At 67.1% G+C, this 15,768-nt stretch carries 10 protein-coding genes; 9 read left to right on the top strand and 1 reads right to left on the bottom strand.

Translation table 11 applies throughout. From position 1 onward, the window contains the following. Positions 1-244: 244 nt before the first annotated feature. The 5 genes from DFLDMN_RS12630 to DFLDMN_RS12610 all read left to right on the top strand — a co-directional run bounded on the left by DFLDMN_RS12630 (position 245) and on the right by DFLDMN_RS12610 (position 6,577). Positions 245-1,735: a cache domain-containing protein gene (locus DFLDMN_RS12630; protein ID WP_423195295.1), complete on the top strand. Its 1,491-nt coding sequence runs from the start codon at positions 245-247 to the stop codon at positions 1,733-1,735. Beyond that, positions 1,732-2,430 (top strand): response regulator, encoded by a 699-nt coding sequence (locus tag DFLDMN_RS12625; RefSeq protein WP_423195294.1) that lies wholly within the window; start codon positions 1,732-1,734, stop codon positions 2,428-2,430. The genes DFLDMN_RS12630 and DFLDMN_RS12625 overlap by 4 nt, the downstream gene beginning before the upstream one ends. Before the next feature lie 373 nt (positions 2,431-2,803). Continuing rightward, positions 2,804-3,988 (top strand): TRAP transporter substrate-binding protein, encoded by a 1,185-nt coding sequence (locus tag DFLDMN_RS12620; protein WP_423195293.1) that lies wholly within the window; start codon positions 2,804-2,806, stop codon positions 3,986-3,988. A 19-nt stretch (positions 3,989-4,007) separates the two neighbouring features. Then, positions 4,008-4,676: a TRAP transporter small permease subunit gene (locus DFLDMN_RS12615; RefSeq protein ID WP_423195292.1), complete on the top strand. Its 669-nt coding sequence runs from the start codon at positions 4,008-4,010 to the stop codon at positions 4,674-4,676. Further along, positions 4,673-6,577, top strand: a complete 1,905-nt coding sequence (locus DFLDMN_RS12610) for a TRAP transporter large permease (RefSeq protein ID WP_423195291.1) — start codon at positions 4,673-4,675, stop codon at positions 6,575-6,577. Before DFLDMN_RS12615 ends, DFLDMN_RS12610 begins: the two co-directional genes overlap by 4 nt. 109 nt (positions 6,578-6,686) lie before the next feature. Here DFLDMN_RS12610 and DFLDMN_RS12605 read toward each other — a convergent pair whose 3' ends face one another. After that, the gene (locus DFLDMN_RS12605) at positions 6,687-8,540 is read right to left on the bottom strand and encodes a phosphoenolpyruvate carboxykinase (GTP) (RefSeq protein WP_423195290.1); all 1,854 of its coding nucleotides are present in this window, start codon (positions 8,538-8,540) and stop codon (positions 6,687-6,689) included. Between the two features lie 600 nt (positions 8,541-9,140). Between DFLDMN_RS12605 and DFLDMN_RS12600 the strand changes: the two genes are divergently transcribed. The 4 genes from DFLDMN_RS12600 (at position 9,141) to DFLDMN_RS12585 (ending at position 15,720) form a co-directional block, all read left to right on the top strand. Continuing rightward, positions 9,141-10,154, top strand: a complete 1,014-nt coding sequence (locus tag DFLDMN_RS12600; protein WP_423195289.1) for a D-2-hydroxyacid dehydrogenase family protein — start codon at positions 9,141-9,143, stop codon at positions 10,152-10,154. 175 nt (positions 10,155-10,329) lie between these two features. Then, a complete protein-coding gene (locus DFLDMN_RS12595; RefSeq protein ID WP_423195288.1) occupies positions 10,330-10,950 on the top strand; it encodes an MOSC domain-containing protein in 621 nt (206 codons plus the stop codon). 224 nt (positions 10,951-11,174) lie between these two features. Continuing rightward, positions 11,175-12,503: an efflux RND transporter periplasmic adaptor subunit gene (locus DFLDMN_RS12590; protein ID WP_423195287.1), complete on the top strand. Its 1,329-nt coding sequence runs from the start codon at positions 11,175-11,177 to the stop codon at positions 12,501-12,503. A 4-nt stretch (positions 12,504-12,507) separates the two neighbouring features. Then, positions 12,508-15,720 (top strand): efflux RND transporter permease subunit, encoded by a 3,213-nt coding sequence (locus tag DFLDMN_RS12585; protein WP_423195286.1) that lies wholly within the window; start codon positions 12,508-12,510, stop codon positions 15,718-15,720. Positions 15,721-15,768: the final 48 nt, after the last annotated feature.

Genomic DNA, 15,768 nt, shown 5'->3' with positions numbered 1-15,768 from the left:
TGGTCGCAGGCAGGCGAGGCATCGCGGGCTTGCGCCGCGCGGTGCGATGACTGCATGGGCTGCTCACCGCGCGCGGACGCCGGCAACGATGCAGGTTGCGCGCGCGGGTTGGCATTCCGGCGTGTAGTATTGACACCCACCCGAACCCTCACAAGCGCATAACTACGCAACCGTCCTGCGTAGAACTACGCAGAACCACGGCAGGACGCGGCCTTGCGGGCATCGGTGTTTACCCCCGGTTCAAATGAAGCTCCGTCAGAAGATCCTGTTGCTCGCCGTTGCGCCGCTCGCCGTGGCCATGTTCGGCATCGCGCTGGCCGTGCGTTACCAGGCCACCGAACTCGCGCGGCATGAACGCACGCTGGTCGAGGCTGCGTATCTCCAGAGCAAGGAGATGGAGCTGCGCCACTACGTGGAACTGGCGCAGAGCGCCATTGCACCGATGGTGCGCTCGGGTCACAACGACGCCGCCACGCGCGCGGCCGCCATGGAGGCGCTGGCGCGGCTCGACTACGGTCCCGACGGCTACTTCTTCCTGTACGACATGCAGGGCCGCAACCTCATGCACCCGCGCCAGCCGGAGCTGGTCGGGCAGGACCTGTGGCTGATGCGCGATCCGCAGGGCGCACTGACCATCCAGAAACTGATCCAGGCCGCACGCGATGGCGGCGGCTCGGTGCGGTATCTGTGGAAAAAGCCGTCGTCGCAGCAGGTGGCGCCCAAGCTTGGCTACGTGGTGTCGATCCCCGAGTGGAACTGGATGGTCGGCACCGGCATTTATCTCGACGATGTGGAAGAGACGCTGCGCCGGCTCGATGCCCGTGCCGCGATCGATATCCGCGAGACCATGGGATGGATCGGCGCCATCGCCGCCATCAGCATCCTGCTGGTGGCGGCGAGCGGGCTCGCGCTCAATATCAGCGAGCATCGCGAGGCCGATGCCAAGCTGCGCCAGCTTGCGCAGCGCGTGGTGCAGTCGCAGGAAGAGGAGCGTGCGCGACTGTCGCGCGAACTGCACGACGGCGTCAGCCAGCTGCTGGTGTCGGTCAAACTCGTGCTCGAGACCGCCACCAACCGGCTGCGCCTGGCGCCGACGGAGGCCGCCTCGGTGATGCCGGTGCTGGGCATGGCGCTGAACCGCCTCGATACCGTGTTCAACGAAGTGCGGCGCGTGGCGCGCAACCTGCGTCCCGCGCTGCTCGACGACCTCGGGCTGTACGCGGCGCTGCAGCACCTCGCGCGCGAGATGCAGGACGGCAGCACGCTGCAGGTCGAGGTGGCGCAGGCCGGCCATCCGCGCGAGCTGCCCGATGAACAGGCCACCGCGTTATTCCGCATCGCGCAGGAAGCGCTGACCAATGTCGGGCGGCATGCGCGCGCGCGCAAGGTCGGCGTGACGCTCGACTTTGCCGAGCAGGCCACGCGGTTGACGGTGCGCGACGATGGAGTCGGCTTCGACGTCGCGCGCATGCAGGTGGACCCGGACCGCGGCATCGGCCTGCGCAACCTGCGCGAGCGCATGGCGGCGCTCGGCGGCCAGTTCGATATTTTCTCGGGCGCGGGCGGCACGCGACTGGTCGCGTCGCTGCCGCTGGCGCGGACCTCGGCTCCGCCGCCCGCTGCCGCGGCCGACCACCAGTCGGTTGCCGGCACGACCGCGCCCGCCGCCGGCCGGGCCGCACCGTCCGGCGCCACGACACGCTCCCCCGATTCTTCCGATATCGCCCCGTCATGAGTTTCCTGCCCGATATCCCGCCCGACATCCCGCCCGATACCGCGGCGCCCGCCCGCGTACTGCTGATCGACGATCACGCGCTCGTACGCGATGGCATGCGCATGCACCTGAGCCTGCAGCCGGGGCTCGCGGTGGTGGGCGAAGCCGACGATGGCGAGGCCGCGCTGGCGTGGCTTGCGCGCGCCGACGCGGCGCAGCGGCCCGACCTCGTCATCACCGATATCGGCATGCGCGGCATGGGCGGCATTGCGCTCGCCGGTGCGCTGCACGACGCGTATCCGGAACTCGCCGTGCTGATCGTGTCGATGCACGACAATCTGGAATACGTGCGCCAGGCCGTGCGCGCGGGCGCGCGCGGATACGTGCTCAAGGACGCGCCGGCCGACGAACTGCTGGCCGCGATCCAGGCGGTGCTGGCGGGCCGCGTGTTCTACAGCACGCGTATCGCGCGGGCGATGGCGGCCCAATCCGAGAGTCCGCTCGATGCGCTGACGCCGCGCGAACGCGACATCCTGCATGGCATCGGCCGCGGTCTGGCCAACAAGGAAATCGCCGCGCAGCTCGGCGTTTCCGTGCGCACTGTGGAAACGCACCGGCTCAACCTCAAGCGCAAGCTCGGCATCGAAGGCCGCGCGGGCCTCGTCAAGTACGCGGTGCAGCAACTGGGCGTCGAGGGCGAAGCCGGGCCGGCTTGAGGCGTGCCGGCCGCGCATGGTCGCCAACGTGAAGGCCACACCGAAGGCCACACCGAAGGCCACACCGAGCGCCAACCTGAGCGCCACACAGAGCACCAACCTGAGCGCCAACGAGGTCTACAGCACGCTCATAAGCGTAATCCCTACATTGTTGACGTGATCTCCGCTTCCTAAGATCTATACAACTGAGAGCCCGGAGATTGTCTGGATTGTCTCCACGCGTCGCCGAGGAAACGACGCGCACATGGCTCCGCGCTGATCCATTTTTCCGTTCCATTGTTGATACGCCACTCCGCGGCGCTGGCTCGTCCATGCGCGGCGCGGCGGCGGCCGGGCATTTTCGTCGTGGTCCAACAGACAAGGGGAGACCGTCATGGCAGCAAGGCGCAGGGGCGACAGCGGGAAACAGGGCAATGCGGCAACGCAGGGCGCGGACGGCAAAAGCGGGACCCAGGTCTCGCGACGAGGGTTTCTGGGCGGCGCCGCGGCGGCCGCCGCGGGTTCGGCCGCGATGGGCTTTCCGTCCATCGTGAAGGCACAAGGGCCGGTGACCATGCGCTGGCAAAGCACATGGCCGACCAAGGACATCTTTCATGAGTTTGCCGGCGACTTCGTCAAGAAGGTCAACGACATGTCCGGCGGCGATCTCAAGATCGAGCTGTTGCCCGCAGGGGCGGTGGTCAAGGCCTTCGACCTGATCGACGCGGTCAGCAAGGGTACCCTCGATGGCGGTCACGGCGTGATCGCCTACTGGTACGGCAAGAACTCCGCGCTCGCGCTATGGGGCTCGGGGCCGGCCTGGGGCATGGACCCGAACATGGTGCTGGCGTGGGACAAGTACGGCGGCGGCGGCCAGTTGCGCGAAGAGATCTATCGCAGCCTCAACCTCGACGTGGTGTCGTTCCTCTATGGCCCCATGCCGACGCAGCCGCTGGGCTGGTTCAAGAAGCCGATCACCAAGCCGGACGACTTCAAGGGCCTCAAGTTCCGCACCGTCGGCCTCTCGATCGACATCTTCACCGGCCTTGGTGCCGCCGTGAATGCGTTGCCCGGTGCCGAGATCGTACCGGCGATGGATCGCGGCCTGCTCGATGCGGCGGAATTCAACAATGCCAGCTCCGACCGCGCGCTCGGTTTTCCCGATGTGTCCAAGGTCTGCATGCTGCGCAGCTTCCACCAGTGCTCGGAACAGTTCGAAATCCTGTTCAACAAGAAGCGCTACGACGCGCTCTCGCCCAAGCTGCGCGCGGTGATCGCCAACGCCGTGGAGGCAGGCTCGGCCGAGATGTCGATGAAGGCGATCGACCGCTATGCCAAGGACTACCAGGCCCTGCAAGAGCAAGGCGTGAAGTTCTACGCCACGCCGAACTCGGTACTGCAGGCGCAGCTGAAGGTCTGGGACGAGATCGTCGCGCGCAAGGAAAAAGAGAACCCGATGTTCAAGAAGGTCAACGACTCGATGAAGGCGTTCGCCCAGCGTTCCACGCGCTGGCAGAACGACACCAACGTCGACTACCGGATGGCCTCGGCGTATTACTTCTCGGGCAAGCGGTCCTGACGTTGCGGGGGCGGCCATCGTGCAAAAGCTGCTGCTGGGAATCGACGCGGTCAGCACCTTCGTCGGACAGGCGGCCTCGTGGCTGATCATCGGCTTGACGCTGCTGATCAGCTACGAGGTGTTCTCGCGCTACGTGCTGGGCGCACCGCATGCCTGGGTGTTCGATGTCAGCAACATGCTGTATGGCACGCTGTTCATGCTGGGCGGCGCGTACACGCTGGCCAAGCGAGGCCATGTGCGCGGTGACATCCTGTATGGCTTTCTGTCGCCGCGCGCGCAGGCCGGCATCGACCTTGTGCTGTATCTGGTGTTCTTCTTCCCCGGCGTGATTGCGCTGGCCTGGGCCGGCATCGACTTCTTCGAGGTCTCGCTGGCGCAGAACGAGCACTCGTCGATCGCCGCCGACGGTCCGCCAATCTATCCGTTCAAGGCCGTGATTCCGGTGGCCGGCGCGTTGCTGCTGCTGCAGGGCGTGGCGGAAGTCGCGCGCTGCGTGCTCTGCCTCGGGCAGGGGCAGTGGCCGCGGCGGGCCGAGGATGTGGAGGAAGTGGATGTCGACAAGCTCAAGCAGATGGTCGGCAAGGAAGACATCCTGACCCGGGCCCCCGATGCTGCGGACATGCCCGCGGTGCCGGGCGCGACGGCCACCGGCAAGACGGCGTCCAACGTGGAGACCACCGCGCGATGAGAAAGGAACTGTGGTTCGGCATCTCGCTGATCGTGCTGATCGTCGGCGGCGTGTTCTGGTTCATGCCGGCGCCGTCGATGTGGACCAACGGCCATCTCGGGCTGCTGATGCTGGCGCTGATCGTGGTCGCGATCATGCTTGGCTTTCCCACCGCGTTCACGCTGATGGGCATGGGTGTGCTGTTTGCCTGGCTGGCCTATCGTCATGCCAACCCGGAGATCGCGGTCGAGCAGACGCTCGACCTGATGGTGCAGCGCGCGTACGCGGTCATGACCAACGACGTGCTGATCTCGATCCCGCTGTTCGTCTTCATGGGCTATCTGGTCGAGCGCGCCAACCTGATCGAGAAGCTGTTCCGCAGCCTGCATCTGGCCCTCGCGTGGCTACCGGGTTCGCTCGCCGTGGCGACACTGATTACCTGCGCGGTGTTTGCCACCGCGACCGGTATCGTCGGCGCGGTGGTCACGCTGATGGGCCTGCTCGCGTTGCCCGCGATGCTGCGCGCGGGGTACGGCACACAACTGTCGGCCGGCGCAGTGACGGCGGGCGGCTGCCTCGGCATCCTGATTCCGCCGTCGGTGCTGTTGATCGTCTACGGCGCGACCGCGGGCGTGTCGGTGGTGCAGCTCTATGCGGGCGCGTTCTTTCCGGGCCTGATGCTGGCCGGCCTCTACATCCTGTACGCGATCCTCATCGCCAAGCTCAAGCCGTCGCTGGCGCCGCCGCTGTCGCAGGCGGAGCGGCAGATCCCGCTGTCGGGCTTTGCCACCACGCTGCGCGACAACTTCAGCCAGCGCGCGCTGCCCGCGCTGCTGATGGCGCTCAAGGGCCGTCGCAACGCGCAGGTCCCGACGCGCTACCTGATGCGCCAGCTCAGCGTGGTGCTGATGCCCGCCTTCGTGGTGGCAGTGGCGATGAGCCTGATGTACGCCGCCGTGACCGCGCCCAAGCCGGTGGAGAGCACGGCCGGGCTGGTCGAGATGGGCGTGCTGGGCGGTGCCGGCGAAGCCGCCACCTACGACGACCTGCAGGCACCGCCCGCCGAAGCGGGTACGCCCGCCCCGGCGCTGACGCCCAGGCCCGCCGCGCCACAGGACGTGGCGCCCGCCATGCAGGTACCCGACGCCGCGGATGCCGCCCCGGCCACGCCGGCCCCGACCTGGTTCTGGATCACGCTGGCGGTAGTGGCGGCCGGTCTTGCCATCTTCTACTGGTTCTTCAATTTCGCGCGGCTGGAGATCTTCAAGCTGCTGCTCAGTTCGTTCTTCCCGCTCGCGGTGATGATCCTCGCGGTGCTCGGCTCGATCGTGTTCGGCCTGGCCACGCCGACGGAGGCCGCCGCGGTCGGCTCGCTGGGCGGCGCGCTGCTGGCGGCCGCTTATGGCCAGCTCAACTACAACGTGGTGCGCGAGTCGGTGTTTCTCACGGTCAAGACCAGCGCGATGGTGTGCTGGCTGTTCGTGGGGTCGTCGATCTTCTCGGCCGCGTTCGCGCTGCTCGGCGGGCAGGCGCTGGTCGAGCAGTGGGTGCTGTCGCTGGATCTGAGCCCGGTGCAATTCATGATCCTGGCGCAGGTCATCATCTTCCTGCTGGGCTGGCCGCTGGAATGGACCGAGATCATCATCATCTTCATGCCGATCTTCATTCCGCTGCTCGACAACTTCGGCATCGATCCGCTGTTCTTCGGATTGCTGGTCGCGCTCAACCTGCAGACCGCCTTCCTCTCGCCGCCGGTGGCGATGGCGGCGTTCTACCTCAAGGGCGTGGCACCGCCGCACGTCACGCTCAACCAGATCTTCGCGGGCATGCTGCCATTCATGGCGATCCAGCTGATCGCGCTGGCGCTGCTGTATATCTTTCCGGGTATCGGCTTGTGGCTGCCGCAGGTGTTGTACCGCTGAACATGACACAGCCCCGGCCGCGGACGGCAGGGGCTGTGTCATGGCGCCGGGCGCGCTGAGAGCGCTCGGCGCGTCAGGGCCCGCGCGGGGCCCTCGCTGGCGCGGCAGCTCAGGCCAGGCGCTTTTCCAGCGCGGCCTTGGCTTCGGCCAGATCCTTCGGCATGCGGTGATTGAGTTGCGTGAACAGCTCCTCATGCAGTGCCAGTTCGCGCTTCCACGCGTCGGCGTCGATCGAGGTCACCTGCTCGAACTGCTTGGCGGAGAAGTCCAGGCCGTTCCAGTTCAGGTCGCCATAGCGCGGCGAGGTGCCGAACACGTGCTCGGTGCCCTGCCCCTTGCCTTCCACGCGGTCGATCATCCACGACAGCACGCGCATGTTCTCGCCGAAGCCAGGCCACACGAAGTTGCCGGCGTCGTCCTTGCGGAACCAGTTCACGCAGTAGAACTTCGGCAGCCTGGCGCCGCTGGCTTCCAGCTTCTTGCCGAGCGCGAGCCAGTGGCCGAAGTAATCGCCCATGTTGTAGCCGCAGAACGGCAGCATCGCGAACGGATCGCGGCGCACCACGCCCTGCTGGCCTGCCGCGGCGGCGGTGGTCTCGGAGCCCATGGTGGCGGCCATGTAGACGCCTTCGGTCCAGTTGCGGGCCTCGGTCACCAGCGGCACCGTGGTGGAGCGGCGGCCGCCGAAGATGAATGCATCGATCGGCACGCCTGCCGGGTTGTCCCAGTTCTCGTCGATCGACGGGCATTGCGACGCCGGCGCGGTGAAGCGGGCGTTGGGATGCGCGGCCTTGGCCCCGGTCTGCCTGGCGATCTCGGGCGTCCAGTCCTTGCCCTGCCAGTCGATCAAGTGCGCCGGCGCTTCCTTGGTCATGCCTTCCCACCACACGTCGCCGTCATCGGTCAGCGCCACGTTGGTGAAGATGACGTTTTCCTTGAGCGTGGCCATCGCGTTGTAGTTGGTCTTCTCGCTCGTGCCGGGGGCCACGCCAAAGTAGCCGGCTTCCGGGTTGATCGCGTAGAGACGGCCATCCTTGCCGGGCTTGATCCAGGCGATGTCGTCGCCGATGGTGGTGACCTTCCAGCCTTCGAAGCCCTTGGGCGGAATCAGCATGGCGAAGTTGGTCTTGCCGCAGGCCGACGGGAACGCCGCCGCGACGTGGTACTTCCTGCCTTCCGGCGAGGTCACGCCGAGGATCAGCATGTGCTCGGCCAGCCAGCCTTCGTCGCGGCCCATGGTCGAGGCGATCCGCAGCGCAAAGCATTTCTTGCCCAGCAGCGCGTTGCCGCCGTAGCCGGAGCCGAACGACCAGATTTCGCGCGACTCGGGGAAGTGCACGATGTACTTGGTCGGGTTGCACGGCCACGGCACGTCCTTCTCGCCAGCGCCCAGCGGCTTGCCGACGGTGTGCACGCACGGCACGAACTCGCCGTTGTCGCCGAGCACGTCGTACACGGCGCGGCCCATGCGGGTCATGATGCGCATGTTCACGGCCACGTACGGCGAGTCCGACAGTTCCACGCCGATATGGGCAATGGGCGAGCCCAGCGGGCCCATCGAGAACGGCACCACGTAGAGCGTGCGGCCGCGCATGCAGCCGTCGAAGAGGCCCGCCAGGGTCTGGCGCATCTCGGCCGGCGCGGTCCAGTTGTTGGTGGGGCCGGCGTCTTCCTTGTTTTCGGTGCAGATGAAGGTACGGTCTTCCACGCGCGCCACGTCCGACGGATCGGACAGCGCCAGGAACGAGTTCTTGCGCTTGGCGGGATTCAGGCGCTGCATCGTGCCGGCAGCCACCATCTGGTCGCAGAGGCGGTCGTACTCTTCCTGCGAGCCATCGCACCAGTAGATCTGGTCAGGCTTGGTCAGCGCGGCGATCTCGGCAACCCAGGCAACGAGCTTCTGGTGCTTGACCCAGGCCGGTACGTTGAGTGCCGGTGTGCCTTGCATGGTGGGGTGGTTCATTCTTGTACTCCATAGCGGTAAAGAAAATCAGGCAAAGCGCCGACCGCGCGCATCGAGGGCGGAAACGGGGAAACCAGCAAGACAGTGCGGGCGCTCGGGCGCCGCGTGACCAGCCTCGTGAGCCAGTGTTCGGCATGACGCACACGCACCGCGACCGTCACATCCCGTTACAACTCCAGGACGACCAATTCCGCGCAAAAAGTCGCGGCGGTCCCTGCGGCTGCGATAAAGTTGCGCTTCGCCCGCCAAATGGCGGGCGGCAGGGGCCGGTCGGGCTTTGTCCGGCGGCTCGCAACAGGGTCCAATGATGGTCACATGCCGCGAAATGCGGTGGGAGCGTCGCTCAACCAACCGGTTGCGAGTCAGCAGGAGCGGGCAAGGATACCACTGCGGCACCCGGCTGTTTTTTGCTGCGCAGCATTGTCGGGCGCGCGTCGGCGGGCACTTCATGGCAATTTTCCGGTGGTGGGGATTGTCGTGGCGCGTGGCCGCGACGCGGTGTCGGCAGGCGGCGCCGCGCCATTGCAAGCAACCATACTGGCGGGCGCGCCGCGGCTCTGTTGCCGCGCGCACCAAGCTTTGCCGAAGTCAGAGTCACCGATGAAGATTGCCGTTCTCGACGATTACCAGGACGCCGTGCGCAAGCTGCCTTGCTTCGCACTGCTCGAAGGCCACGATGTGAAGGTCTTCAACAACACCGTCAAGGGTGTGGGCCAGCTGGCCGCGCGCCTGTCCGATGTGGAGGCACTGGTCCTGATCCGCGAACGCACCCGCGTGACGCGCCAGTTGCTGGAAAAGCTGCCGCGCCTCAAGATCATCAGCCAGACCGGGCGCGCCGGCAGCCATATCGACCTCGAGGCGTGTACCGACCGCGGCGTGGTGGTGCTCGAGGGTGTGGGTTCGCCGGTGGCGCCGGCCGAGCTGACATGGGCGCTGATCATGGCGGCCCAGCGCCGCATTCCGCAGTACGTGGCCAGCCTCAAGCATGGCGCGTGGCAGCAGTCGGGACTGAAGTCGACGACCATGCCGCCGAACTTCGGCCTGGGCCAGGTGCTGCGCGGCCAGACCCTCGGCATCTGGGGCTACGGCAAGATCGGCAAGCTGCTGGCCGGCTATGGCCGCGCGTTCGGCATGAACGTGCTGGTGTGGGGCCGCGAGGCCTCGCAAGCCGCGGCCCGCGCCGACAATCTCAATGTGGCCGAGTGCGCCGACCAGCTGTTTGCCGAGAGCGACGTGCTGACCATCCATCTGCGTCTCAACGACGAGACGCGTGGCATCGTCAAGCTGGCGGACCTGCAGCGCATGAAGCCGACCGCACTGTTCGTCAATACGAGTCGCGCCGAGCTGATCGAGGAAAGCGCGCTGGTCGCGGCGCTCAATCGCGGCCGTCCCGGCATGGCGGCGGTCGACGTGTTCGAGTCGGAGCCGATCCTGCAGGGCCATGCGCTGCTGCGCATGGAAAACTGCATCTGCACGCCGCACCTGGGCTATGTGGAGCGCGACAGCTACGAGCTCTACTTCCGTACGGCGTTCCAGAACATCCTCGACGTGCTGGCCGGCAAGCACGACAGCATCGCCAACCCGAAGGCCCTGACGCCGGCGCTGTCGCGCTGAGGGGCGCCGGCGGCCCCGGAGCCGGACCCGGCTCCGCGCTCTGCCCTCTGCCCTCTGCCCTCTGCGCGGCCGACCGGTCCGCATGGCGTCCGCACGTGGGTTCGCCCACATTCAAACACGGCAGTCGGTCGGTACACTGGGGCATCCTTCAAGGGCCGCAGACAGGAGCGCCACGATGACCGATTCCGCACGGGTTCTCGCCATCAGCGTGGGCACGGCCATGCCGCTCGTGGTGGCGGGCGCCGGGGCCGAGGCCATCGTGCCGTCGGCCATCCGCAAGCATCCCTTCAGCACGCTGTTGCACCCGATTGCGGTGCAGGTGCACGCGCTCGGCCTGGCCGGCGACGAGCAGGCCGACCGCAGCGTGCATGGCGGCATCGACAAGGCGGTGTACGCCTACCCCGTCGAACACTATGCCTGGTGGAACGCGCGCCGCCGCGCCGCCGGCCTGCCCGAATCCGCGCGTCCGCTCGGCTTTGGGGCGATGGGCGAGAACCTGACCGTGCAGGGGCTGCTGGAGACCGCGCTATGGGTGGGAGACCAGCTGCGCATCGGCAATGTCCTGTTCGAGATCGCCTCGCCGCGCCGCCCCTGCTACAAGTTCAACGCCGTCATGGGCTACGGGCACGCCGTCCGCGACATGGCCCACAGCGGTTACTCCGGCGTCTACCTGCGGGTCCTGCAACGCGGCGAAATCCAGGCCGGCGACGTCATCGCCGTCATCCCGGGGCCGCGCGAAGTGTCGGTCGAAAGCATCAACCACCGTCGCAGGGATGGCCGGCGCGTGCTTTTCTGATAATGTTTGCACTCTGATACAAGCGGTGCGGTGCCCCTTCCTCCCCCGGCACGACATTCACGCCCCCCGGTGCTGTAACGCTCTGTAATACAAGGCGCTAGCCTGAAACGGCGCAGCGCTGTACTTATACAGGTTCGATACCAGGCTGTTGCACAGGAACTGGCCCACGTAGAGGCCGGCGCCAGGGAGCGGCGTTGACGTTTGCAGTACAGAAGGGTCCTCACATGAAAACAGACGGGATCGACCAGCCCAAGGGGTTTGTCGATGGCAACTGGAGCGCGGCCGCCGGCACCGGGCGTGGCCGTACTTCTCCGTGGGTTGCGGTAGTCGTGGTACTGGTGGTGGCCGGCGCCGGCTGGTTCGGCTGGAAGGCCTGGTTCACGCCGAAGCCCGCGCCCAAGGGCCCGTCCGCGGTAGTGGTGGCCACCGCGCTGGTCCAGCAAGGCGACGTGCCGCTCGAAGTCACCGCCAACGGCAACGTGACCGCGCTGCAGACCGTCGAAGTGCGCCCGCAGATCTCGAGCACGGTGCAGGCCGTGCATATCAAGGAAGGCCAGACCGTCAAGCCCGGCGACCTGCTGTTCACGCTCGATACGCGCATGGACGAGGCCAACATGGCGCGTGCCCGCGCCCAGTTGCTGCGCGATCAGGCCGACCTCGCCGATGCGCGCCGGACCCTCTCGCGCAGCCAGGAACTGCTGCAGCGCAACTTCATTTCCAAGAGCGCGGTCGATACCGCCCAGGCCAAGGTCGATGGCTTCGAGGCCACCATTCGCGCCGACCAGGCCGCCATCGAGGCGAGCCGCGTGGCCATCAGCTATGGCGCCATCCGGGCCACCATCGGCGGCCGCACCGGTGTCATCAACGTCTTTCCCGGCTCGCTGGTCACGCCGAGCACCGTCACCCCAATGGTCACGGTGGCGCAGATTTCGCCGATCGCCGTCACCTTCACCTTGCCCGAACGCCAGCTGGCGGCCTTGCGCGACGCCCTGCGCAGCGGCCCGGTCAAGGTGACCGCGCTGCCCAACGACGGCAGCAGGACGCCCGTGACGGGCAAGATCACCTTTGTCGACAACACCGTCGATCCGCAATACGGCAGCATCCGCATCAAGGCGCAGTTCGACAATGACGCGCAGCGGCTCTGGCCCGGTACGTATGCCAACGTGAACGCGATCGTGCAGACCCTCAAGGGTGCGCTGACGGTACCGCCGCAGGCCGTGGTCACCGGTCCCGAGGGCCGCTTCGTCTATGCCGTGCAGCCGGATCATACGGTTGCGCGCGTGCCGGTGAAGGTGATCGCCACCACCGCGGCCGCCGCGATCATCGAGGGCATGCCGCCCGCTGGTGCCGCCGCCGGCACGACGGGGGCCGGCAACGGCACCGCAGCCGGTATTGCCCCCGGCGGCATCACGGCGGGAACACGCGTGGTGACGGAGGGCACGCAGAACCTGCGCCCGGGCAGCCACGTGCGCGAGGGCAAGGCGCTCGGATCGGCGGCGTCCGCTGCCAGCGCCACCGGCGCGACCACCGGCGCGACCAGCGGCGGACACTGACGTCATGACGCTGTCCGAGCTCTGTATCCGCCGGCCCGTCATGACGGTGCTGCTGTGCCTGGCCGTGGTGGTCACCGGCATCGTGCTGTATCCGACCATCCCGATTGCCGCGCTGCCCAGCTTCAATTCTCCGGTGATCCAGGTCACGGCGACGCTGCCAGGCGCCAGTCCCGAGACCATGGCGGCGTCGGTGGCGATCCAGCTCGAGAAGCAGTTCGCCACCATTCCGGGTGTCACGGTCATCAGTTCGTCCAACACGCTCGGCAATACCAGCGTCACGATCGAATTCAACAGCGACCGCGATATCGATGCCGCGGCGGTGGACGTGCAGGCCGCACTGTTCCGCGCGCAGCGCACGCTGCCGATCGAGATGACGACGCCGCCGTCGTACCGCAAGGTGAACCCGGCGGACGCGCCGGTCATCCTGCTGGCGATCAATTCGCCGGCCATGAGCCTGGCCGAACTCAATGCCTTTGGCGACAACCTGATCTCGCCGACGCTCGCCACGCTACCGGGCGTGGCACAAGTGCAGGTGCTGGGCCAGAAGCGCTTCTCCGTGCGGGTACGGGCCCACCCCGACGCCCTCGCGGCACGTGGCCTCACGCTCGACGAACTGGCGACCGCGCTCAACCGCGCCAATGCCAACACGCCGGTCGGCACGCTCGACGGCGCGCGCCAGACCCTGACCATCCAGGCCAACCGCCAGCTCGCCAACGCCGATGCGTTCCGCAACATCATCGTGGCGAGCCAGCCGAGCGGTGCGGTGGTGCGGCTGTCCGATGTGGCCGAGGTCGAGGACAGCGTCGAAACCATCAAGACCGGCAGCTGGCTCAACAACGAACGCTCGATCGTGCTGACCGTGCTGCGCCAGCCCGATGCCAATACCGTGGCGGTGGTCGACGCCATCCGCGCCACGCTGCCGCGCCTCGTGCAGCAGATGCCGGGCTCGGTCAATGTGGCGGTGGTCAACGACCGCTCGGTGTCGATCCGCGAGTCGATCCACGACGTGCAGTTCACGCTGGCGCTGACGGTGGCGCTGGTGGTGATGGTGATCTTCCTGTTCCTGCGCCGCGCCGCGGCCACGCTGATCCCGACCGTATCGGTGCCGATCTCGCTGATCGGCACGGTGGCGCTGATGAAGGCGATGGGCTACAGCCTCGACAACGTGTCGCTGCTTGCCATCACGCTGGCGGTGGGTCTCGTGGTGGACGATGCCATCGTGATGCTCGAGAACATCGTGCGCCATATCGAGGAAGGCGTGCCGCCGCTCAAGGCGGCGCTGATCGGCTCGCGGGAAATGGGTTTCACCATCCTGTCGATCTCGGTGTCGCTGGTGGCGGTGTTTATCCCGATCTTCTTCATGCCGGGCGTGATCGGGCTGCTGTTCCATGAGTTTGCCGCGGTGGTGTCGCTCGCGATCCTGGTCTCGGCGCTGGTCTCGCTGACCCTGATTCCGATGCTGTGCGCGCGCTTCCTGTCGGCGGAGAACGTGCCGATCGACGAATCGCAGCACGCGTATGGCGATCGCGCGCCGGGCGCGGCGCCCCATCATGCGCCCCACCATCCGCCACAGAAGCGGACCATCGGCCTGCGCAGCACGCAATGGTTCGACGACCTGTTCAACTGGACGCTGCGCAAGTACGCGGGCGGACTCGACTGGTGTCTGGCGCACCGCGGCGTGGTGCTGGTGATTGCCGGGCTCACCTTCGTGCTGACCGCGGTGCTGTTCGTGGTCATCCCCAAGGGCTTCTTTCCGGAAGAGGATATCGGCCAGATCCAGGTCAATGCCGAAGGCCCGCAGGATATCTCGTTCGACGCCATGTCCGAGCGCCTGCGCGATGCCGCCGAGCGGATCCGCGCCAATCCGGCGGTGAAATCGGTGGTGGCGTCGATCGGCGGCGGCTACTCGCCGGCCATCAACACAGGCCGCATGTTCGTGGAACTCAAGCCGCTCGGCCAGCGGCCGCGCATGCCGCAGGTGGTGGAGTCCCTGCGCAAGGACGTGTCCGTGGTGCCGGGCCTCGCCGTGTACTTCTCGCCGGTGCAGAATCTGCGGCTGGGCGGACGCCAGAGCAAATCGCGCTACCAGTACACCTTGCAGAGCGTGAAGGCCGGTGACCTGCAGGCATCGTCGGACCAGCTGATGGCGCGCATGCGCGCCGACCCGATCTTCCGCGACGTGACCAGCGACTCGCAGCAATCGGGCCTGGAGGCGCAACTGACCATCGACCGCGACAAGGCCAACGCGCTCGGCGTGCAGATCCAGGACGTGCGCACGGCGCTGTACACGGCGTTCGGCGAGCGGCAGGTGTCGACCATCTATACGCCGATCGACAACTATTACGTCATCCTGCAGGCGGCCGATATCGACCGCGCCGACGAAACCGCGTTCTCCAAGCTCTACGTCCGTAGCAAGACCGGCCAGATGGTGCCGATCTCGGCGTTCGCGACCACCGAGCGCCGGGTCGGTCCGATCGCGGTCAACCACCAGGGCCAGCTGCCGTCGGTGACGGTGTCGTTCAACCTCGCGCCCGGCGCCGCGCTTGGCGATGCGTCGGCAAGGATCGACCGCTTCCGGCGCGAGATCCAGATGCCCACGTCGATCTTTACGAGCTGGGGCGGCGATGCCGCGGTATTCCAGTCGTCGCAGGCGACGCAGATCGTGCTGCTGGTGGCGGCCATCGCCGTCATCTACACGCTGCTGGGCGTGCTGTACGAGAGCTACATCCATCCGCTGACGATTCTCGCCGGCCTGCCGTCGGCCGCCATCGGCGCCCTGCTGACGCTGGCGCTGTTCAAGGTGGAGCTGTCGCTGATCGCGACCATCGGGGTGCTGATGCTGATCGGCATCGTCAAGAAGAACGCCATCATGATGATCGACTTCGCACTCGCGGCGCAGCGCGAGCAGGGCATGGCACCGGCCACGGCGATTCGCCAGGCTTGCCTGCTGCGCTTCCGCCCGATCATGATGACCACCTTTGCCGCCGTGATGGGCGCCCTGCCCCTGGCCCTCGGCCTCGGCGCCGGTGCCGAACTGCGCCAGCCGCTCGGCCTCGCGGTGGTCGGCGGCCTGCTGTTCTCGCAGGTGATCACGCTGTTCATCACCCCGGTCATCTACCTGGCCCTCGACCGCTTCTCGGGCAGCGGCCCGCTGCAGATCGACGCCGAGGGCAATCCGCTGGCCGACAGCGAGGAGACGGCGCTGGCGCAGCAGTGAGCAGGCGCAGGCCAGCGTTGCGCAAGGTGTCCCGCGTGGACGCCTGGT

This window comes from Cupriavidus sp. H19C3 (assembly GCF_049393815.1).
Taxonomy (GTDB): Bacteria; Pseudomonadota; Gammaproteobacteria; order Burkholderiales; family Burkholderiaceae; genus Cupriavidus.
Note: the sequence above shows the minus strand (reverse complement) of the source record. Positions and strands in the feature narration are given on the sequence as shown.